The organism is Rubellimicrobium sp. CFH 75288 (genome assembly GCF_009904055.1).
Classification (GTDB): Bacteria; Pseudomonadota; Alphaproteobacteria; order Rhodobacterales; family Rhodobacteraceae; genus Rubellimicrobium.
In genome coordinates this window covers 18,209-38,636 of record NZ_WYDP01000017.1, presented here as the reverse complement: position 1 = coordinate 38,636, position 20,428 = coordinate 18,209, and the positions used below count along the sequence as shown (strand labels likewise).

General features: G+C 73.5%; 19 protein-coding genes. 15 read left to right on the top strand and 4 right to left on the bottom strand.

Features of this window, described 5'->3' with window-relative positions:
* Positions 1–48: 48 nt before the first annotated feature.
* The 4 genes from GT358_RS13055 to GT358_RS13040 all read left to right on the top strand — a co-directional run bounded on the left by GT358_RS13055 (position 49) and on the right by GT358_RS13040 (position 5,583).
* Positions 49–1,902, top strand: coding sequence for an ABC transporter ATP-binding protein (locus GT358_RS13055; RefSeq protein WP_166583075.1), 1,854 nt, complete (start codon positions 49–51; stop codon positions 1,900–1,902).
* Positions 1,899–3,764 (top strand): ABC transporter ATP-binding protein, encoded by a 1,866-nt coding sequence (locus GT358_RS13050; RefSeq protein ID WP_166583074.1) that lies wholly within the window; start codon positions 1,899–1,901, stop codon positions 3,762–3,764. Before GT358_RS13055 ends, GT358_RS13050 begins: the two co-directional genes overlap by 4 nt.
* 44 nt (positions 3,765–3,808) lie before the next feature.
* Positions 3,809–4,978: a class I SAM-dependent RNA methyltransferase gene (locus GT358_RS13045; RefSeq protein ID WP_166583131.1), complete on the top strand. Its 1,170-nt coding sequence runs from the start codon at positions 3,809–3,811 to the stop codon at positions 4,976–4,978.
* A gap of 86 nt (positions 4,979–5,064) precedes the next feature.
* Positions 5,065–5,583 (top strand): L,D-transpeptidase family protein, encoded by a 519-nt coding sequence (locus tag GT358_RS13040; RefSeq protein WP_166583073.1) that lies wholly within the window; start codon positions 5,065–5,067, stop codon positions 5,581–5,583.
* A gap of 31 nt (positions 5,584–5,614) precedes the next feature.
* On the opposite strand, the gene GT358_RS13035 is transcribed toward GT358_RS13040, so the two are convergent.
* On the bottom strand, positions 5,615–6,136 hold the full coding sequence (locus GT358_RS13035; protein ID WP_166583072.1) for a CAP domain-containing protein: 522 nt from the start codon (positions 6,134–6,136) through the stop codon (positions 5,615–5,617).
* 170 nt (positions 6,137–6,306) lie between these two features.
* Between GT358_RS13035 and GT358_RS13030 the strand changes: the two genes are divergently transcribed.
* Entirely contained in the window at positions 6,307–6,909 is a 603-nt protein-coding gene (locus GT358_RS13030) for a L,D-transpeptidase (protein ID WP_166583071.1), read from the top strand.
* 23 nt (positions 6,910–6,932) lie between these two features.
* Positions 6,933–7,601 carry a ribulose-phosphate 3-epimerase gene (gene rpe / locus GT358_RS13025; RefSeq protein WP_166583070.1) on the top strand — a complete coding sequence of 223 codons (669 nt, stop codon included), beginning with the start codon at positions 6,933–6,935 and terminating at the stop codon, positions 7,599–7,601.
* A gap of 16 nt (positions 7,602–7,617) precedes the next feature.
* On the opposite strand, the gene hemH is transcribed toward rpe, so the two are convergent.
* Together hemH and GT358_RS13015 are read right to left on the bottom strand one after the other, a co-directional pair.
* Positions 7,618–8,703: a ferrochelatase gene (gene hemH, locus GT358_RS13020; RefSeq protein WP_166583069.1), complete on the bottom strand. Its 1,086-nt coding sequence runs from the start codon at positions 8,701–8,703 to the stop codon at positions 7,618–7,620.
* Complete coding sequence (locus tag GT358_RS13015; RefSeq protein WP_166583130.1) at positions 8,700–9,503, bottom strand: SAM-dependent methyltransferase; 804 nt, start codon at positions 9,501–9,503, stop codon at positions 8,700–8,702. The genes hemH and GT358_RS13015 overlap by 4 nt, the downstream gene beginning before the upstream one ends.
* An 84-nt stretch (positions 9,504–9,587) precedes the next feature.
* Here GT358_RS13015 and GT358_RS13010 point away from each other — a divergent pair, with 84 nt between their 5' ends.
* The 3 genes from GT358_RS13010 to GT358_RS13000 all read left to right on the top strand — a co-directional run bounded on the left by GT358_RS13010 (position 9,588) and on the right by GT358_RS13000 (position 11,484).
* Positions 9,588–10,349, top strand: a complete 762-nt coding sequence (locus tag GT358_RS13010; protein WP_243730883.1) for a ComF family protein — start codon at positions 9,588–9,590, stop codon at positions 10,347–10,349.
* Positions 10,350–10,413: 64 nt separating this feature from the next.
* Positions 10,414–10,671, top strand: a complete 258-nt coding sequence (grxC, locus tag GT358_RS13005; protein WP_166583067.1) for a glutaredoxin 3 — start codon at positions 10,414–10,416, stop codon at positions 10,669–10,671.
* Positions 10,672–11,484, top strand: coding sequence for a carbon-nitrogen hydrolase family protein (locus tag GT358_RS13000; protein ID WP_166583066.1), 813 nt, complete (start codon positions 10,672–10,674; stop codon positions 11,482–11,484).
* Between the two features lie 8 nt (positions 11,485–11,492).
* Here the strand turns inward: GT358_RS13000 and ubiG are convergent, their stop codons facing one another.
* Entirely contained in the window at positions 11,493–12,281 is a 789-nt protein-coding gene (gene ubiG, locus GT358_RS12995; protein ID WP_166583065.1) for a bifunctional 2-polyprenyl-6-hydroxyphenol methylase/3-demethylubiquinol 3-O-methyltransferase UbiG, read from the bottom strand.
* A 46-nt stretch (positions 12,282–12,327) separates the two neighbouring features.
* Here ubiG and pip point away from each other — a divergent pair, with 46 nt between their 5' ends.
* The 6 genes from pip (at position 12,328) to infB (ending at position 20,373) form a co-directional block, all read left to right on the top strand.
* Positions 12,328–13,359, top strand: a complete 1,032-nt coding sequence (pip, locus tag GT358_RS12990) for a prolyl aminopeptidase (RefSeq protein ID WP_166583064.1) — start codon at positions 12,328–12,330, stop codon at positions 13,357–13,359.
* Between the two features lie 3 nt (positions 13,360–13,362).
* Positions 13,363–14,667, top strand: coding sequence for an ABC transporter substrate-binding protein (locus GT358_RS12985; RefSeq protein ID WP_166583063.1), 1,305 nt, complete (start codon positions 13,363–13,365; stop codon positions 14,665–14,667).
* A gap of 178 nt (positions 14,668–14,845) precedes the next feature.
* Complete coding sequence (gene rimP / locus GT358_RS12980; protein ID WP_166583062.1) at positions 14,846–15,493, top strand: ribosome maturation factor RimP; 648 nt, start codon at positions 14,846–14,848, stop codon at positions 15,491–15,493.
* Positions 15,493–17,214, top strand: coding sequence for a transcription termination factor NusA (nusA, locus tag GT358_RS12975; protein WP_166583061.1), 1,722 nt, complete (start codon positions 15,493–15,495; stop codon positions 17,212–17,214). Before rimP ends, nusA begins: the two co-directional genes overlap by 1 nt.
* 6 nt (positions 17,215–17,220) lie before the next feature.
* Positions 17,221–17,862: an RNA-binding protein gene (locus GT358_RS12970; protein ID WP_166583060.1), complete on the top strand. Its 642-nt coding sequence runs from the start codon at positions 17,221–17,223 to the stop codon at positions 17,860–17,862.
* Positions 17,863–17,877: 15 nt separating this feature from the next.
* Positions 17,878–20,373 carry a translation initiation factor IF-2 gene (gene infB, locus GT358_RS12965; RefSeq protein WP_166583059.1) on the top strand — a complete coding sequence of 832 codons (2,496 nt, stop codon included), beginning with the start codon at positions 17,878–17,880 and terminating at the stop codon, positions 20,371–20,373.
* Positions 20,374–20,428 lie beyond the last annotated feature (55 nt).

The following is a 20,428-nucleotide window of genomic DNA, read 5'->3' as shown; positions in this document are numbered from 1 at the left end:
CTCTCCGCCGCGGCCGCCGCGGCCCAGGGGCCAGCCCGTTCCGGCCCCATGTTCCGCCTGTTCGAAGATCTCGTCGATCCCTTTGCGCCCCACCCGCCCGAGGATCGCCCCCCTGCCCGGCTCTGGCCCTTCCTGCGGGCCTGGCTGCGGCCCTTCCGCGGCGTCTTTCTCGTCACCGCGCTGGTCGCGGCCGCCGTGGCGGGGGTGGAGCTGTGGCTCATCGCCTATTCGGGCCGCCTCATCGACACGCTGCAGGCCGCCGATCCCGGCCGCGTCTGGGCCGAGCACGGGGCGGAACTCCTTCTGGTCGCCGCCTTCGTCCTCGTGCTGCGCCCGCTCGTCTTCGGGCTTCAGGCGCTGCTTCTGAACAACGCCATCCTGCCCAATGTGGGCACGCTGATGCGCTGGCGCGCCCACCGCCACGTCCTGCGCCAATCCGTGGGCTGGTTCGAGAACGACCTCGCGGGGCGCGTCGCCAACCGCGTGATGCAGACCCCGCCCTCGACCGGCGACGCCGTCTATCAGAGCTTCGACGCCATCGCCTATTCGCTCTCCTATGCGGCGGGGGCGGCGATCCTGCTGTGGTCGGCCGACCCGCGCCTCCTCGTGCCGCTGCTCCTGTGGGCTGCGCTCTACGGCCTGCTGCTGCGCTGGGTCGTCCGGCGGATCGGCCCGGCCTCCGAGGCCTCGTCGAACGCGCGTTCGGCCGTCAACGGGCGCATCGTGGACGCCTATACCAACATCCATGCCGTCAAGATGTTCGCCCAGGGCGAGCGCGAACTCGAACACGCGCGCGAGGCCATCGCCGCCACCCGCGCCACCTTCCAGCGCGAGATGCGCCTGTTCACGACCATGGACATCTGCCTGACGCTGCTCAACGGCCTCTTGATCGTGGGCGTGGTGGGCTGGGCCATCGTGCTCTGGACGGGGGGCTATGCCACCGTGGGCGTGGTCGCCGCCGCCTCGGCCCTGGTGCTGCGGCTCTCGGCCATGTCGGGCTGGATCATGATGGCCGTGTCGGACTTCTTCCGCGCGCTCGGCATCATCCGCGAGGGGATGGAGACGATCGCCCAGCCCATCGCCCTTCTGGACGCCCCCGACGCCAAGCCCCTGCGCGTGACCGCGGGCCGGATCGAGACGCAGGGCCTCGTGCACCGCTATCGCCGCCGCTCGGGCGGTCTGGGCCCGCTCGATCTCGTGGTGCAGCCGGGCGAGAAGGTGGGCCTCGTCGGCCGGTCCGGGGCAGGCAAGACCACGCTCGTCAAGCTGCTCCTGCGTTTCTACGACCCCGAGGAGGGGCGCATCCTGATCGACGGGCAGGACATCCGCACCGTCACCCAGGACTCGCTGCGCGCGGCCATCGGCATGGTGGGACAGGACACCTCGCTCCTGCACCGGTCGGTGCGCGACAACATCCTTTACGGCCGCCCCGACGCCACCGAGGCCGAGATGATCGAGGCCGCGCGGCGCGCGGAGGCGCACGACTTCATCCTCGGGCTGCGCGATGCCGAGGGACGCACGGGCTACGACGCCATGGTGGGCGAGCGCGGCGTCAAGCTCTCGGGCGGCCAGCGCCAGCGCATCGCGCTCGCCCGCGTGCTGCTCAAGGACGCACCCATCCTCGTGCTCGACGAGGCGACCTCGGCGCTCGACTCGGAGGCCGAGGCCGCCATCCAGGAGACGCTCGCGGGCCTGATGGAGGGCAAGACGGTGATCGCCATCGCCCACCGCCTGTCCACCATCGCGCGGATGGACCGGATCGTGGTGCTCGAGGGCGGGCGGATCGTCGAGGACGGCCCGCACGAGGCGCTGATCGCCCGGGGCGGCCTCTATGCCCGGCTCTGGTCGCGCCAGTCTGGCGGCTTCCTTGCGGCCGAACCCGTGGCGGAGCCCGTGGCATGACGGGCGTCTGGCAGCGCCTGTCCGGCCTGATTCCGCCCTTCGACGAAGGGCCGGTCCCGCCCCCGCCCCGCCGGCTCGCCCGCTTCTACGGCTGGGCGCTGCGCGGGACCTTTCCCGTCCTCTTCGCGGCTGCGGCCGTCAGCGTGCTCGCCGGCACGACCGAGGTCGTCTCGGCGCTGCTTCTGGGCCTCGCGATCGACCTCGCGGAGTCGGCCGGGCCCGAGGCTCTGTGGTCCGCCCACGGCGCGCTGTTCGCGGGCATGGCGCTGTTCCTGATCGTGCTGCGCCCGCTCGCCTTCGGCGCCTCGGCCGCCTTCCAGTCGGTGGTGATGACCCCCTCGCTCACGGTGCTGGTGCTCTCGCGGCTGCACCGCTGGACGCTCGGACAGGACGTGGCCTTCTTCGACAACGACTTCGCGGGGCGCATCGCGCAAAAGCAGATGCAGACCGCCCGCGCCCTGACGGAGACGACGGTGGAGTTCATCAACACCGTCGTCTTCGCCGCCTCCTCCGTGATCGCGACCGCGCTGCTCGTCTGGGCGATCGACGGGCGCATCGCCCTTCTGCTGCTGGCCTGGTTCGCGGCCTACCTGCTCTATATCGGGCGCAACCTGCCGCGCATCCGGGCGCTGTCGCAGGGGCGTGCGGCCGCCCGCGCGCAGGTCACGGGCCAGGTGGTGGACACGATCACCAACATGCGCACCGTCAAGCTCTTCGCCCATGACGAGCACGAGGACAGCGCCGCGCTCGAGGCGATGGGCCGCTACCGGGCGCGCACGCTCGATTACGGCGTGATCGCCACGCGCTTCCGGGCAGGCCTCATGGTGCTCGCCGGCATCCTGCCCGTGCTCCTCGTGGGCACGGTGCTGCACCTGTGGACGCAAGGCGCGGCCAGCGCGGGCGACATCGCCGCCACGGGCACGGTCGCGCTGCGCATCGCCCAGATGACGGGCTGGGTCAGCTTCGCGCTGATGAACCTCTATGCCGGCGTGGGCGAGGTGCAGGACGGCATGGAGACGCTGGCCCATGCCCATGCCCTGACGGACGCGCCCGATGCCGTGCCGCTTGCGGGCGACGCCTCGGTCCGCTTCGAGGACGTGACCTTCACCTATGGCCGCGAGGAACGCGAGGGCGGCGCGGGCGGGGTCGAGGGCGTGACCCTTTCCGTCGCGCCGGGCGAGAAGATCGGCCTCGTGGGCGCCTCGGGCGCGGGCAAGTCCACGCTGGTCGCGCTGCTGCTGCGCCTCTACGACGTCGAGGAGGGCCGCGTCCTCGTGGGGGGGCAGGACGTGCGCCGCGTGACGCAGGACTCCCTGCGCCGGGCCATCGGCATGGTCACGCAGGAGACGGCGATGTTCAACCGCTCGGCCCGCGACAACATCCGCTACGGCCGCCCCGACGCCACCGATGCCGAGGTGGAGGCGGCCGCCCGCGCCGCCCGCGCGCACGACTTCATCCTCGGGCTCGAAGATTACAAGGGCCACAAGGGCTACGACGCCCATCTGGGCGAGCGGGGCGTCAAGCTCTCGGGCGGCCAGCGCCAGCGCATCGCGCTGGCCCGCGCGCTCCTCAAGGACGCCCCCATCCTCGTCCTCGACGAGGCGACCTCGGCGCTCGATTCGGAGGTCGAAGCCGAGATCCAGGAGGCGCTCGAATCCGCGATGCGGGGCAAGACCGTGATCGCCATCGCGCACCGCCTGTCCACCATCGCCCGCATGGACCGCATCGTGGTCATGGATCGCGGCCGGATCGTCGAGGACGGCCCGCACGAGGCGCTGCTCGCCCGCGGGGGCCTCTATGCGCGCTACTGGCGGCGCCAGTCCGGCGGCTTTCTCGACGCCGCAGGCGCGGCGGCCGAGTGAGCGCGGGGACGGGCACCCGGGTCGAGACCCTGACCCATCACGGCATGGGCCGGCTGGCGGACGGCACGCTCGTCCCCCGCACCCTGCCGGGCGAGACCGTCGCGCCCCGCCCCGACGGCACCTGGCGCATCCTGCAGCCGTCCCCCGACCGCGTCGCCGCCCCCTGCCCCCATTTCGGCTCCTGCGGCGCCTGCGCCGTCCAGCACCTGCGCGACGAGGGCGTGGCCGCGTGGAAGGCCGGCATCGTGCGCGAGGCCCTCTCCGCGCAGGGTCTTGCCGCCGAGATCGCGGACGTGCTGACCTCGCCCCCGCGCTCGCGCCGACGCGCCCGTCTCGCCGGCCGGCGGTTGAGAAAGGGGGGCGCCACCTTGGGCTTTCACGCCCGCGCCTCGGAGGCGATCGTGGACAATCCCGGCTGCCTCGTCCTCGATCCGGCGCTGATGACGCTGCGTCCGGCGCTTCTCGATCTGGTGGCTCTGGCCGCGCCGCGCGGGCGCGCGGTCGCGCTGACGGTCACGGCCTCGCCCGCCGGGGCGGACGTGCTGGTGGAGGAGGCCCGTCCCCTCGACGCCGCCCTGCGCGCCGAGGCCGCCGCCTGGGCCGCTTCCGCCGGTGTCGCGCGCCTGACCTGGGGCGCCGAGCCGGTGGCGCAGGCCGCGCCCCCCTGGCAGCCGATGGGTCGCGCCCGGGTCGTGCCGCCCCCCGGCGCCTTTCTCCAGCCCACGCGCGAGGGCGAGGCAGCGCTGGTGGCGGCGGTCCGCGCCGCCACGGCCGGCGCGCGGCGCATCCTCGACCTGTTCGCGGGCTGCGGCACCTTTGCCCTGCCCCTGGCCGAGGCGGCCGAGGTCCACGCCGCCGAGGGCGACCGCGCCATGGTGGCGGCGCTGCTGGCGGGCTGGCGTGGGGCCGGGGGGCTGCGCCGCCTGTCGGCCGAGGCGCGCGACCTGTTCCGCCGGCCGCTCGAGGGGCCGGAGCTCGCGCGCTTCGACGCGGCCGTTCTCGACCCGCCGCGGGCCGGGGCGGCCGCGCAGGTCGCCGCGCTGGCGGCGGCGCGCGTGCCGGTTCTGGCCTATGTCTCCTGCCATCCGGCAAGCTTTGCCCGCGACGCGCGCCAGCTGGCCGGGGCAGGCTATGCCATGGACCCCATCCTGGTGGTGGACCAGTTCCGCTGGTCGCCGCATGTGGAACTGGTGACACGCTTCCGCCTGCCCTGACGGAGGGCTCGCGCTTTTCTCTCGCCTTTGCGAGCGCCGGCCGCTACCGTCGGGCGCGGAAACGGCGCAAGACCGGGACGGGCACAGTGATTCTCAGCAGGCGATTCCTTCTGGCCGCCGGGGCGGCCGCGTTGACCACCCTGGGGGCCTGCGCGCCCCAGTCCAAGTTCCGCTCCTATCGCGGACCCCAGGTGACGAGCGTGCTCGTCTACAAGTCCGCCCGCCGGATGCACCTGATGCATCACGATCGCGCCATCCGCACCTTTCCGATCCGTCTTGGGGGCGATCCGATCGGCCACAAGGTGATGGAAGGCGACGGCAAGACCCCCGAAGGGTCCTACTGGATCGACCGGCGCAACCCCAACTCGGCCTATCACCTGTCGCTCGGCATCTCCTATCCCAATGCCGAGGACCGGGCCCGGGCCGAGGCGCTGGGTGTCGATCCGGGCGGCAACATCTTCATCCACGGCCTGCCCAACGGTCAGGCCGGGCGCGACGAATGGGGCCGCGACTGGACGGCCGGCTGCATCGCCGTCACCAACCCGGAGATGGAGGAGATCTACGCCATGGTCCGGGACGGCACGCCGATCCACATCTTCCCCTGAGGGGAGGCAAGCGCCTCCCCCGTCCGGGGGATCAGTTGCCGAGGACCATCGTCCACCAGATCTTGCCCGATTCCTCCTGCAGCCAGGCCACGCCCATCCGCGTAGCCCGGCGGTCGAGGATCACGTCGCGCGTGACGGGATCGCGTGCCCAGGCCGCCAGCGTGGTCGTGTCGTCCTCGTAGGTTTCCGAGATCACCTCGCCGACCAGCCCGCCCCGATAGCCCACGCGCCGCAGCCGGTCGAGCGGCGAGGACCCGTCCGAGCCGAAATGCCACGGGCGGTTCTGCACCGCCATGTCGCGGCTGTGGGTCGCCGCCGCCGCCGTCAGCGCGGGGTCGAGTTCCACCGGGCCGGCCCCTGCGGCGCGGCGCAGGGTGTTGAGCCCTTCCTGCATGCGGAAGGGAATGGCCTGCGCATCGGCTTCGGTGATGCGCCACAGCGTCGGCAGGGGCAGGCCGTCGGCACCCACGAGCGGACGCGCCGCCTGGCGCGGCGCGCAGGCTCCCAGAAGCGCCGCCGATGCCAGTCCTGCCAAAGCCGCCCGCCTGTCCATCCCGCGCCTCCGTGAGCGTCCCGTGTTCGCCGGCCTCCTTACCGGGGCGGGCGTGTCGTTTCAAACCCTCTCCGGCGGCCGCTTGCGCATCTGACGAGAGCTTGAATTGAGCCCCCCGATCGCGCCCTGTAACGGAACGATCACGGACAGAGGAGCAGGAGGCCACACGCATGGCGAACGATTCGAGCTGGAGCCGCCGGCGCATCCTGGGGGCGGGGGTGGCGGCGATGGGGGCGGCCATGGCCGCGCCGGCCCTGGCGCAGCAGGCGAATTCGACCGAGTGGGAAACCCCCGTCTCGCAGTCGAGCCGCCACAACATCTCGAGCTTCCGTTCGCTGGACTGGAGGCCCTATTTCCCCAACCTGAACCGCGGCGCGATCCTGTGCGACATCCAGTCCCGCGCGCTCCACTTCTGGAGCGAGGACGAGTCGATCTACCGCCTCTATCCGACCTCGGTGCCGCTGACGGACGACCTCACGCGGCTGGGGGTCACGGAGGTGACGCAGAAGGTGGTGGCGCCCCCGTGGCGGCCCACGCCCTCCATGCGCCAGCGCAATCCCGAATGGCCCGAATTCGTCGCCGGGGGCGATCCGATGAACCCGCTCGGACCCTATGCGCTCTATCTCTCGTGGCAGTACTACCGCATCCACGGCACGCACGACACGCGCAAGATCGGCCGGCGCTCGTCGAACGGCTGCATCGGCCTCTACAACGAGCATATCGAGGAGCTGTTCGGCCTGGCCCAGGTGGGAACGCAGGTCCGGCTGATCTGACACCGGCAAGGGGCAGGGGGTCCATGGCCGTCACCATCGCGCCGTCCATCCTCGCGGCGGATTTCGCGGCCCTGGGCTCGGCCTGCCGGGCCCTGGGCGAGGCAGGGGTGGACTGGGTCCATGTGGACGTCATGGACGGCCACTTTGTCCCCAACCTCACCTTCGGGCCGCCGATGGTGCGGGCGCTCAGGCCCCACATCCGCGGGACCATGGACGTCCACCTGATGATCGCGCCGGTGGAGCCCCTGCTGCCCGCCTTTCTCGAGGCGGGCGCCGACATCGTCACCGTCCATGCCGAGGCGGGCCCTCACGTGCACCGCAACCTCCGGGCGATCCGGGCGGCCGGGGTGCGGGCGGGCCTCGCGATCAATCCCGGCACGGGACTCGACGCGCTGCCCTGGCTGCTCGACGATGTGGACCTGCTCTGCGTGATGACCGTCAATCCGGGCTTCGGGGGGCAGTCGCTGATCCCCTCGGCCGCCGCCAAGATCCGAGCCGCCGCCGCCCTCTGCCGCCCGCGCGGCATTCCCGTCATGGCGGATGGGGGCGTCTCGGCCGAGACCGCCCGCAGCCTGGCCGCGGCGGGCGCCGAGGTGCTCGTGGCCGGCTCGGCCGTGTTCGCCGGCCCTCAGGAGCGCTGGGGCGCCAACATCGCCAGCCTGCGCCGGGCGGCCGAGGACGTGGCCGCCTGACGTTTCACGTGAAACGTCACAGCCAGCCGCCGAGATTGCGCAGGATGATTCCTTCCAGCGCATCGAGATGGGCGGGGTCGTCGTTGAGGCAGGGGATGTAGTGGAACCCGTGGCCGCCCGCCTCCTCGAAGCTCTCGGCCACCTCCCCGCGGATCTCCTCCAGCGTTTCCACGCAATCGGCGGCAAAGGCGGGCGCCACGACCGCGATCCGCCGCACCCCTTCCTCCCGCGCCAGCCGCGCCACCTCCTCGGCCGTGTAGGGCTTGAGCCATTCCTCGCGCCCGAACCGGCTCTGGAAGGTCGTGACCATCCGCCCCTCGGGCCAGCCCAGCGCCTCGCGCAGGAGCCGCGAGGTCTTGCGGCACTGGCAATGATAGGGGTCGCCCCCTTGTGTGAGATACCGCTCGGGCATCCCGTGATAGGAGACGACCAGGCGCTCGGGCTCGGCCCCGAAGGCCTCCGCCGCCTCGGCCCAGCCGCGCCGAACCGACGCAGCCAGCGCGGCGATGAAGGCCGGATCGTCTCCATAGGCCTCGACCACCCGCACGGGGGGCTGCCAGGGCTCGCGCATCAGCGCGCGAAAGAGCTGGTCGCAGGCCGTGGCCGTGGTCGCGCCCGCATATTGCGGATAGAGCGGAAAGAACAGGACCCGCCGGCAGCCCTCGGCCAGCATCCGGCGCAGCACGTCCGCCGTCGCGGGATTGCCGTATCGCATGCAGAACTCGACCCGGACCCGATCGCCGAACCGCGCGACGAGACGCTCGCGCAGGCCCTCCGTTTGCGCCCGGGTGATCGTCAGAAGGGGGCTCTCGTTGCGCTCGGTGTCCCAGATCTTACGGTAGTTCGCCCCCGAGGTGAACGGCCGCTTGGTCAGGATGATCCCCTGAAGGATCGGCTGCCACTTCCAGGCCGGATAGTCGATCACGCGCCGATCGGACAGGAACTCGTTGAGATAGCGGCGCATGGACCAGTAATTGGTCGCGTCCGGCGTGCCGAGATTGGCCAGCAGCACGCCCGTGCGGGCCGGCGGCAGGCGGGGGTGATCGTCGGGGGCATGGGCGGGGCGGGCCGCCTCGCCGGCGGCAGGATAGGGGGCGTTCATGGAAGCTCTCCGTGCGGCTGGCCGGGGGCTGAGACCCCTTGGCGGGCGTTCTCCAGCGCCTCGGCGAGGCGCTTCGCGGCCGATCCGGGCCGCAAGGGGCGGGGCTGTCCGGGGGCGGGGGCCCAGGCGGTCAGCGTGACGACCTCGAAGCGCGCGAGCACGCGCCCGTCGGGCTCGACCGGATAGCGTGCGGCCGCACCCGCGATCACCGCACGCCGCGTGAAGCGGCGCAACCGGCCGGCCAGCGCATTGCCCTCTCCCATCCGGCGCAGGTCCCGCATCAGCGCGAGCGCGTCGGGGTAGCTCACCGAGAGGGTCTGCGCATCCGCCACCGGCAGCGCGAGGCCCGCACGGCCCAGCAGGTCGCCCCAGTCGCGCAGGTCCGCCATGGGCAGCACGCGCGGGCTGAGCCCGCCCGTGGCCTCCGCCTCGGCCTCGGCGAGCGCCCCGCGCAGCTCGGCCAGGGTGCGGCCGCCGAAGGCGGTACCCAGAAACAGCCCGTCGGGGCGCAGGGCGCGCGCGCACTGGACGATCTGACCCACCGGGTCCTCGGCCCAGTGCAGGCAGAGGTCGTGCACCACGAGGTCGTGCGCGCCGGGCTCCAGCGCGAGCACCGCCTCGTCGGGAACGGTGCAGGCGCCCGGCAGGATGGTGCGCCAGGGGGCCGGAAACGGCGTCACGATCGCGGGGGCCGTAAACCGTCTGTTAACCTCCCGGAGCCTATCCTCCACCTCGGCGGCGACCGCTTCCCGCAAGAACAGCGCATCGGCGCGCGCGCAGGCGGCGGAGAGCTGGCGGATCGGTCAGGCGGGCCATGCCGCGCCATGTAGGAGAGGGGGTGGAGGATGGAAAGCGGTCAGGTGGACGCACGGAATGCAGAAGGGTTGCGCGCGAAGGGATCGCGCCTCCGGCTGCGGGAGGGCGCGGCCCGGCTGCGCCGCCTCCTCTATCCGCCCGCCTGTCTGGCCTGCGGCGACCTTGCCGAGAGCGAGGCGGGCCTCTGCCCGCCCTGCTGGCGCGACGCGGGGTTCCTGCAGGGCGTGCTCGTCTGCGACCTCTGCGGGGCGGCCCTGCCCGGGCGGGACGACGGGGAGGTGCAGTGCGACGACTGCCTGCGCCAGCCTCCCCCCTGGTCGCGCGGGCGCGCCGCACTGGCCTATGGGGGGACGGGCCGCGCGCTCGTCCTCGCTCTCAAGCACGGCGACCGGACGGATCTCGCTCCGGCTCTCGGCGGCTGGATGGCGGCGGTCGCGGCCCCGCTGCTCGCAGGGGTACGCCGACCCGTCCTGGTGCCCGTGCCGCTTCACTGGACGCGCCTTCTGGCCCGGCGCTACAACCAGGCCCAGCATCTGGCCGCGGGCGTCGCGCGGGTGCTCGACCTGCCGGTCCGGGTGGATGCCCTCTGCCGGACGAGGCGGACGGCGCCCCAGGGGGCGGGTGGCCGGGCAGGCCGCCTGGCTGCCCTAGAGGGAGCCATCCGCCCCCATCCCCGTCGCGCCGGCGGCGTCGAGGGCTGTACGGCCATCCTCGTGGACGACGTGCTGACCACGGGGGCCACGCTCGGCGCCTGCGCGAGGGCCCTCCGGGCGGCAGGGGCAGCCGATGTGCGCGTGCTCGTGCTCGCGCGCGCGGGACGGGACGGGTGAGGGTGCCCACTGGACGCAGGCCGGACGCGCGCCTAGGTCCCTTGTCCGCAACAGGAGGCGGAGCATGCCCCGGATCGAGATCTATACCTCTCCCACCTGCGGCTATTGCCATGCCGCCAAGCGGCTGCTGCGCGCCAAGGGCGCGGCCTTCGAGGAGGTGGACGTGGTCCGCCATCCCGAGCGGCGGGCCGAGATGGTCGCGCGCGCCGGCGGGCGGCGGACGGTGCCGCAGATCTTCATCGACGGCCGCCATGTCGGCGGCAGCGACGACCTGCACGACCTCGACGCGCGCGGCCGCCTCGACCCGCTGCTGGCCGGCTGAATGCGCGCGGCGCTGGTCCAGTTCACGGCCGGCGACGACCCCGCGGCCAACCTCGCCCGGCTGCGCCCACTCCTGGCCGAGGCGGCCGCGCGAGGCGCGGGCCTGGTCTGCACACCCGAGATGACCAACTGCCTCGCGCCCCGCGAGGTCCTGCTCGCCCGCGCACAGGAGGAGGGGGCCGACCCGGTCCTCGCCGGCCTGCGCGAGGAGGCTCGGCGCCACGGCGTCTGGATTGCCGCGGGCTCTCTCGCGCTGCGCCTGCCGGGCGAGGCCCGGCTGGCCAACCGCTCGGTCCTGATCGGGCCGGACGGGGAGATCGCGGCGCGCTACGACAAGATCCACCTCTTCGACGTGGACCTCTCGCCCGCCGAGACCTGGCGCGAGAGCGAGGGGTTCCGGCCCGGCAGCCGGGCCGTCCTGGCGCGCACGCCCCTGGCCGCGCTGGGTCTGACGATCTGCTACGACCTGCGGTTTGCCCACCTCCACCGCGCGCTGGCGCAGGCCGGGGCGGAGGTGATCCTGTCGCCTGCGGCCTTTACCCGCCCCACGGGCGAGGCCCATTGGGAGGTGCTGCTGCGCGCCCGTGCCATCGAGACGGGAAGCTTCCTGCTCGCTGCCGCGCAGACGGGCGAGCACGGGTCTGGCCGCCGCACGCATGGCCATTCGCTGGCGGTCGGACCCTGGGGCGAGGTGCTGCTCGACATGGGCCGCGAGGAGGGGGTGGGGGTCGTGGACCTCGATCCGGGCGCCGTGGCCGAGGCGCGCCGGCGCCTGCCCTCGCTGCGCCACGACCGCCCCTTCGAGGGGCCCTGAGCGGGGGCTCAGCCGTCGCGGCGGGCGGCGATGGCGTAGTTCACCGACAGGTCCTCCTCCGACAGGTGCCAGGCACCCCGCAGCGGGTGAAAGACGAACCCCGTCGTCCCGAGCGGGCGCAGACCCGCCGCGGCAAGCCAGCCGGACAATTCCTCGGGGCGCGGAAAGCGGCGCCAGTCGTGCGTGCCGCGCGGCAGCCAGCCCAGGACCCATTCCGCCCCCACCACCGCGAGCGCAAAGGACCGCGCCGTGCGGTTCAGCGTGGAGAGCAGCACGAGACCGCCCGGACGGACCAGCGCCGCGAGCGTGCAGAGGAAGGCCGGCCGGTCCTCCACATGCTCCACCACCTCGAGCGCGAGCACCGCGTCGAAGACCGCGCCCGAGGCGGCCAGCGCCTCGGCGGTCCGGGCCTGGTAGTCCACGGCGAGGCCCGCCTGGGCGGCATGGGCCCGCGCCGCCGCGATCACCTCGGCCGAAGGGTCGATTCCCGTCACCGCGGCTCCGAGCCGGGCGAGCGGCTCGGCCACGAGGCCGCCGCCGCAGCCGACGTCGAGCACCCGCAGGCCGCCGAGCGGACGACCCGGGTCCGCGTCCGGCCGCGCCTCCCCGGCCAGGCTGCGCAGCCAGGGCAGCATCCAGTCCAGCCGGACGGGGTTCATCGCATGCAGGGGCGCCATCGGCCCCGCCGGGTCCCACCACCGGGCCGCCATCGCCTCGAACTTGGCCAGTTCGGCCGCATCGATGCTGGAGGCGGAGTCCGCCCCGCGCACCGGGTCTTCTGCTCGCTCGCTCGTCATCCCTCCCCCCTCGCCCCGGGCGGTCCGGGGATGATATAGGCCTGTCATGGACAAGGTCTCCGCCCCCGTCCGGTCGCGGCTCGCGCCGCATCCGGCCCTCTACCCGGCCATCGAGCCCTTTGCGACCCACATGCTCGATGTGGGCGGAGGGCACAGGCTCCATGTGGAGGAATGCGGCAACCCGCGCGGCCTGCCCGTGGTCGTGCTGCACGGAGGGCCCGGCGGGGGATGCAGCCCGGCCATGCGGCGCTATTTCGATCCCGCCGCGTTCCGGATCGTCCTGTTCGACCAGCGCGGCTGTGGCCGCTCGCGGCCCCATGCCGCGGTGGAGGCCAACACGACCTGGCATCTGGTCGCCGATATCGAGCGGATCCGCGCAAGGCTGGGCATCGAGGCCTGGGCCTGCGTGTTCGGCGGCTCCTGGGGGGCGACGCTGGCGCTGCTCTATGCGCAGTCGTATCCCGACCGCGTCCGCCACCTCGTGCTGCGGGGCGTGTTCCTGATGACGCGACCCGAACTCGACTGGTTCTATGGCGGCGGCGCGGGCGCCTTCTGGCCCGACCTGTGGGAGCGCTTCGTGGCCCCCATCCCCGAGCCGGAGCGCGGCGACCTGATCGCCGCCTATCACCGGCGGCTGTTCTGCGGCGACCTGCGCGAGGAGATCCGCCATGCCCGCATCTGGGCCGGATGGGAGAACGCGCTGGCGTCCATCGACAACGAGGGGGTGGCCTTCGACGCGCCTGCCGATTACGCCCGGGCCTTCGCCCGCATCGAGAACCACTATTTCGTCCATGGGGGCTTTCTGGCCCCGGATCAGGCGATCCTGCACAACATGGCACGGATCGCCGGCATCCCCGGCACGATCGTGCAGGGCCGCTACGACATGATCTGCCCGCCCGCCTCGGCCTGGCGGCTGGCGCAGGCCTGGCCTGCGGCGCGGCTCGAGATGGTCGGGCGTGCCGGCCATGCCCTGTCCGAGCCGGGGATCACCGCGGCGCTGGTGCGGGCGACGGACCGGATCGCCGAGCGGGCCGGCGCCGCGGTCGGGCGGCCCGGCCTGTCCGGCGCGGGCGGCTGAGCCATGGCGCCGCGCTGGCCTGTCGCGCGACGGCCCGTCCCCCCGCTGCGACGGCTCGACGGGCGGATGAGCCGGCGGGGCCTTCTGGCCGCCGGTGTGCTCGCCGGCGTCCTCGCGGCGTCGGGGGTGCCGCTCGAGGCGCGGGGGCGCGGGGGCGTTCTGCGCCTCGCCGTGGCCGGGCCGCTGCCGCGGGGGCGCGAGGGCTGGGACACGTGCGGCGCCTGCCCGCGCCTGGCGCTCGCCTGCGGGGGCGTGGCCGAGACCCTGACCGAATGGGGAGCGGACGGGGCGCTGCGCCCGGCCCTCGCCGTCGCCTGGGAGGCCGACGGGGCAGGACGCGACTGGCGGCTGCTCCTCGACCCCGAGGCGCGGTTCGCCGACGGCACGCCCGTCCGGCCGCAGGATGCGATCGCCTCGCTGGAGCGGCACCGGCACGGCTCTCCCCTGGCCTGGCTCCTGCGGCGGATCGAGCGGACCGCCCCGGACGGGGCGGGGGGGCTGCGACTCGTGCTGCGCGAGCCCGATCCCGACCTGCCTCTCCATCTCGCCGATCCGCGCCTCGTGATCTGGCCCGAGGGGCGGGCGGAGGGCACGGGCAGCGGTCTCTACCGTCCGACCGAGCAGGCGGAGGGCCTCCTGCGCCTGCTGCGCGTGGACGGACATCGCCGCGACGGAGCGGCTGGGTTCTTCGATGCAGTGGACATCGTGGCGCTGCCCGAGGCGCGCGACCGGCTCGCGGCGCTGGAGAGGGGTGCCGTCCACGCCGCCGACCTCGCCGGACCGGGGCTCGTGGCGGCGGCGCGCCGCGCAGGGCTCGGCCTTGCGGAGGCCGCGGGGCCGCGCCAGCTCCTGCTCGAGGGGGAGGGAACGGCCGAGGACTGGCCCCGCCTCTGGGAGGGGGAAGCGGCCGCCGCCGATCCGTTCGGGCCCTGCCATGCCGCGCTCGCCCCCGAGCCTGCCCCGTCCGCGGCGCCGGCAGGCGGCCGGCCGGTCCTGCACGACTGGTCCGCGACCGAGGACGGCACGCTGGCCCTCGCCCTTGCCGGGCCCTGGGCGCCGCGCCTGGCCCGCGACCCGGAGGGTTTCGGGGCGCTGCGGCGCAGGCTGCGCGAGGCGCGAGGGGCCGGCGAACGCGCCGAGGCCTGGGCCGCCCTGCGCCGCTGGCTGCGCGGCGATGGGGCGCCGTCCGTCGCGCTGAACCTGCCGCTGCGCGTCGCGCACGATCCTGCCCTCGGCCACGGCCCGGTCTCGGGCGTGGCGCCGCTCGACGGCGGGCGGCTGGCCGAGCGGTGGTGGTTCGCGGCCTGACGGGGCACGCGCTCCCCGAGCTTTCGACGCGGGGGACGCTTGCATCCGCACGGGGCCTTGCCTATATGCGCCCTTGACAGCGGCGCGCCGGTCTCCACCCCCGGCGTCCACCGGCAGACCACCGACGGGCCGCGCGCCCGTCTTTTCGTTTCCGGCCTGTCCCTTCCGCGGAGCCTTCATGCCAGACCTCGTCGCCCGAACCGCCATAGACCGCCGCCTGGCCGATCTGGCCGCGCCCGTGGCCGAGGGGCTGGGGCTGGAACTCGTGCGGCTCAGGCTGATGGGGGGGCAGCGCAAGACCCTGCAGGTCATGGCGCAGCGCCCCGACGGGACCATGGAGGTGGAGGATTGCGCGCGTCTGTCCACGGCGCTGTCGGCCGTGCTCGACGTGGAGGACCCGATCGCCGAGGCATACACGCTCGAGGTCTCCTCGCCGGGGATCGACCGGCCCCTGACCCGTCCGGCCGACTTCGCCCGCTGGGCGGGCTTCGAGGCCAAGATCGAGACGGAGGCGCCCATCGACGGGCGCCGGCGGTTCCGCGGCACGCTCGGAGGCCTCGAGCCGGGTCCCGAGGGCGACGAGGTGCTCATCGAGATCGATGCGCCGGGGGGCGAGGGGCGCGTGACGATCGGGCTGCGCTTCGACTGGATCGCCGAGGCCAAGCTCGTGCTCACCGACGATCTGATCCGTGAAAGCCTGCGCGCCGCCAGGGATGGCGGTCGCATCGATCCCAGCCGATTCGACGCCGTCGAGACCCTGTCCGACGACGAGGAGGACGAGCCGGATCCCGGCCCCTCCGGCGGCCTTCCAGAGGAGAAGCAGTGATGGCCATCACCTCCGCCAACCAGCTCGAACTGTTGCAGACCGCCGAGGCGGTCGCGCGCGAGAAGATGATCGACCCCGGCCTCGTGGTGGAGGCGATGGAGGAGTCGCTCGCCCGCGCGGCCAAGTCGCGCTACGGCACCGAGATGGACATCCGCGTGTCCATCGACCGCAAGACGGGCCGCGCGACCTTTACCCGCGTGCGCAGCGTGGTCGAACCCGAGGCGCTGGAGAACTACCAGGCGCAGGTGACGCCCGAGGAGGCGCGGCTCATCGTCGCCCAGGCGCGCCCTGCCGTGACCGTCCTGGGCCCGGAAGGCGCACGGCGCTTCCTGCTGCGCGCCCGCACGGAGGCCGACCGCAAGATCGACGAGGCCGCGCAGGAGGCCGAGCCCGCCCCCGGCGACGAGATCGTGGACGAGGTGCCGCCCGTCGAACTGGGCCGGATCGCCGCGCAATCGGCCAAGCAGGTCATCCTCCAGAAGGTCCGCGAGGCCGAGCGCGACCGGCAGTACGAGGAGTTCAAGGATCGCGTCGGCACGATCGTCAACGGCACCGTCAAGCGCGAGGAGTTCGGCAACCTCATCGTCGATGTGGGCGCGGGCGAGGCCGTGATGCGCCGCGCCGACCGCATCCCGCGCGAGGCCTGGCGCCCCGGCGACCGCGTGCGCGCCTATGTCAAGGACGTGCGCCGCGAGCCCAAGGGGCCGCAGATCTTCCTCAGCCGCGCGGCGCCCGAATTCATGGCCGAATTGTTCAAGATGGAGGTGCCCGAGATCTACGAGGGCGTCATCGAGATCAAGGCCGTGGCGCGCGATCCCGGCAGCCGCGCCAAGATCGCGGTGGTCTCCTATGACAACTCGATCGACCCGGTGGGCGCCTGCGTGGGCATGCGCGGCAGCCGCGTGCAGGCGGTGGTGGGCGAGCTCGGGGGCGAGAAGATCGACATCATCCCCTGGAACCAGGACGTGCCGACCTTCCTCGTCAACGCGCTCCAGCCGGCCGAGGTGTCCAAGGTCGTGCTCGACGAGGAGGCCGAGCGCATCGAGGTCGTCGTGCCGGAGGACCAGCTTTCGCTCGCCATCGGGCGGCGGGGGCAGAACGTGCGCCTGGCCTCGCAGCTCACCGGGCTGATGATCGACATCATGACCGAGGAGCAGGACAGCCAGCGCCGTCAGGCCGATTTCGACCGCTGCACCCAGCTCTTCGTCTCCACGCTCGATCTCGACGAGTTCTTTGCCCAGCTTCTGGTCTCCGAAGGCTTCCGCACCGTCGAGGAGGTGGCCTATGTGGACCGCGAGGAGCTTCTGGCCATCGAGGGCGTGGACGAGGACACGGCCGAGGAGCTGCAGGCGCGCGCCCGCGACCATATCGAGGCCGAGCGCGCGGCCGCGCTCGAGCGCGTGCGCGCCGCGGGCGTGGAGGAGAGCCTGATCGGCTTTCCCGGCCTCACCCCGCCCATGCTCGAGGCGCTGGCGCGCGAGGGCATCCGCACGCTCGAGGATTTCGCCACGCTGGCCGACTGGGAACTGGCCGGTGGCTGGACCGAGGTGGACGGCAAGCGCGTCAAGGACGAGGGCATCCTCGAGGGCTTCGATCTCGGAATCGAGGAGGCGCGCGACATGGTGATGTCGGCGCGCGTGGCCCTGGGCTGGGTCGATCCGGACGAGATCGCCGCGCAGGCCGAGGACGAGGCCGAGCCGGCCGCCCAGGCCGGGAGCTGACGGGCGATGGGGCGCGGAGGCGCGCGGGCGGAGCGGGACGGGCCGGAGCGGCGCTGCGTCATCACCGGCGAGACGGCGCCCAAGGAGGGGCTAGTCCGCTTCGTGGTGGGCCCCGACGGCGTCCTGTGCCCCGACGTCACGGGAAAACTGCCGGGGCGGGGGCTGTATGCGACCGCGTCGCGCCCCATCTTGGAAAAGGCGGCCCGCGGGCCGTTCGCGCGGGCCGCGCGCGCGCCCGTGACCGTCCCCGAGGGTCTGGCCGACGAGGTCGAGCGCCTGCTGGCCGCGCGGGTGGTCGAACTGGTCTCGCTGGGCCGCAAGGCGGGGGTCGCGATCTGCGGCTTCGAGAAGGTGCGCGACGCGCTGGCCGCCCATGGCGAGGGCCGCGGGCGCGGGGCCTGGGCCCGGGTGCGGGTGCTCCTGCAGGCCGCGGACGGGTCGGAGCGCGGCAAGGCCAAGCTCTGGACGCCGGAGGGGGCGCGGTGGTTCGGCTGCCTCCGGGCGGCGGAACTCGGGCAGGCCTTCGGGCGCGAGGCGGTGATCCATGCGGCCGTGGCGTCTGGCGCCCTGGCCGAGCGTGTTGTAGAGGAGGCCGCGAAACTCCGCGGCCTGAGGCAAGAGGACGGCGGCGCGCGCGTCGCCCCCTGAGGACAGATATTCCTGATGAGCGATACCGGCGACAAGAAACCCCTTGGCCTCCGCGCCCCCGGCGCCCGGCCCGGCAGCGTGAAGCAGAGCTTCAGCCACGGGCGGACCAAGAACGTGGTGGTGGAGACCAAGAGCCGCAAGCGCGTGGTCGCGGCTCCGCCCCCTTCCGCGCCTGCGGGCACGGCGACGCGCGCCGCCGCCATCCTGGGCGATCCCGCGCGCAGGCCCGCCGGCATCTCGGACGCCGAACTCGAGCGGCGCATGAAGGCGCTCGCCGTCGCGCGGGCGCGCGAGGCCGAGGAGGCACAGCGCCGCGCCCAGGAGGAGGCCGAGCGCGAGGCCGAGCGGCAGCGCAAGCTCGCCGAACTCGCCCAGCGCGAGGCCGAGGAGGCCGCCCGGGCCGAGGAAGCCCGCCGCAAGGCCGAGGAGGAGGAGCGCCGGGCCGCCATCGCCGCGCGCAAGGCCGCCGTGCAGGCCGCGCCCGCCGCGCCGGCGGCGGTCGAGGAGCGCCGGGCCGGCGCCGCGCCCTCGCCCTCGCCGCGCAAGACCGACCGCGAGCGGATGGGGCGCGACCTCGACAAGGCCGCCCGTCCCGCCCGTCCCGGCCGCGAGGGCGAGGAGCGCCGCGGCGGCAAGCTGACGCTCGCCCAGGCGCTCGATGCGGAAGGGCGCCAGCGCAGCCTGGCCGCCATGCGCCGCAAGCAGGAGCGCGCGCGCCAGAAGGGCGCGGGCCAGGAGCCGCGCGAGAAGGTCGTCCGCGACGTCCAGATCCCCGAGGCGATCACCGTGGGCGAGCTTGCGCAGCGGATGGCCGAGCGCGTGGCCGACGTCATCAAGGCGCTGATGCGCATGGGCGTCATGGCGACGCAGAACCAGACCATCGACGCCGACACGGCCGAGCTGATCGTGGAGGAGTTCGGCCACCGCGTGAGCCGCGTGTCGGCCGCCGACGTGGAGCACGCCATCGACACGGTCGAGGACCGCCCCGAGGACCTGCGTCCGCGGCCGCCCGTGATCACGATCATGGGCCATGTGGACCACGGCAAGACCTCGCTTCTGGACGCGATCCGCAAGACCAACGTCGTCGCGGGCGAGGCCGGCGGCATCACCCAGCATATCGGGGCCTATCAGGTGACGACCGATTCGGGGGCGGTGCTCACCTTCCTCGACACGCCCGGCCACGCCGCCTTCACCTCCATGCGCGCGCGCGGCGCGCAGGTCACCGACATCGTGGTGCTGGTGGTCGCCGCCGACGATGCGGTGATGCCCCAGACGGTGGAGGCGATCAGCCACGCCAAGGCCGCGGGCGTGCCGATGATCGTCGCGATCAACAAGATCGACAAGCCCGATGCCGATCCCAACAAGGTCCGCACCGACCTGCTCCAGCACGAGGTCGTGGTGGAGAAGATGTCGGGCGACGTGCAGGACGTGGAGGTGTCGGCCAAGACGGGCCAGGGCCTCGACGACCTGCTGGAAGCGATCGCGCTGCAGGCCGAGATCCTGGAACTCAAGGCCAATCCCGACCGCGCCGCGCGCGGCGCCGTGATCGAGGCCAAGCTCGATGTCGGCCGCGGGCCCGTGGCCACCGTGCTCGTGCAGAACGGCACGCTGCGGCAGGGGGACGTGTTCGTGGTGGGCGAGAAGTGGGGCAAGGTGCGCGCCCTGCTCAACGACCGCGGCGAGCGCGTGACCGAGGCCGGCCCCTCGGTTCCGGTGGAGGTGCTGGGCCTGAACGGCACGCCGGAGGCGGGCGACACGCTGGACGTGGTGGAGACCGAGGCGCAGGCGCGCGAGATCGCCGATTACCGCGAGCGTCTGGCGCGCGAGACCCGTGCCGCCGCGGGGGCGGCGACCACGCTCGAGCAGCTCATGGCGCGGGCGCGGGCCGACAAGGACGTGGCCGAACTGCCCGTGGTGGTCAAGGCGGACGTGCAGGGCTCGGCCGAGGCGATCGTGCAGGCGCTCGAGAAGGTCGGCAACGACGAGGTCCGCGTGCGCGTGCTCCATTCGGGCGTGGGCGCGATCACCGAATCGGATGTGGGGCTCGCCGAGGCGTCCAAGGCGCCCGTGATCGGCTTCAACGTCCGCGCCAACGCGCCGGCGCGCGCGGCCGCGGGCCAGAAGGGCGTGGAGATCCGCTACTACTCGATCATCTACGACCTGGTGGACGACATCCGCGCCGCGGCCTCGGGGCTGCTCAAGGACGAGGTGCGCGAGAAGTTCATCGGCTATGCCCGCATCCTGGAGGTCTTCAAGGTCTCGGGCGTGGGGCGCGTGGCGGGCTGCCTCGTCACCGAAGGGGTGGCGCGCAAGTCCGCGGGCGTGCGTCTGCTGCGCGACAACGTCGTGGTCCACGAGGGCACCCTCAAGACGCTCCAGCGCTTCAAGGACCAGGTCCAGGAGGTCCAGTCGGGCCAGGAATGCGGCATGGCCTTCGACAATTACGACGACATCCGCCAGGGCGACGTGATCGAGATCTTCGAGCGCGAGACGGTGGCCCGCGCCCTCTAGAGGGCGCGCCCGCCCCTCCCGCCGGAGGCGGGCTGCAAGGGGGGCGGAATCGGGG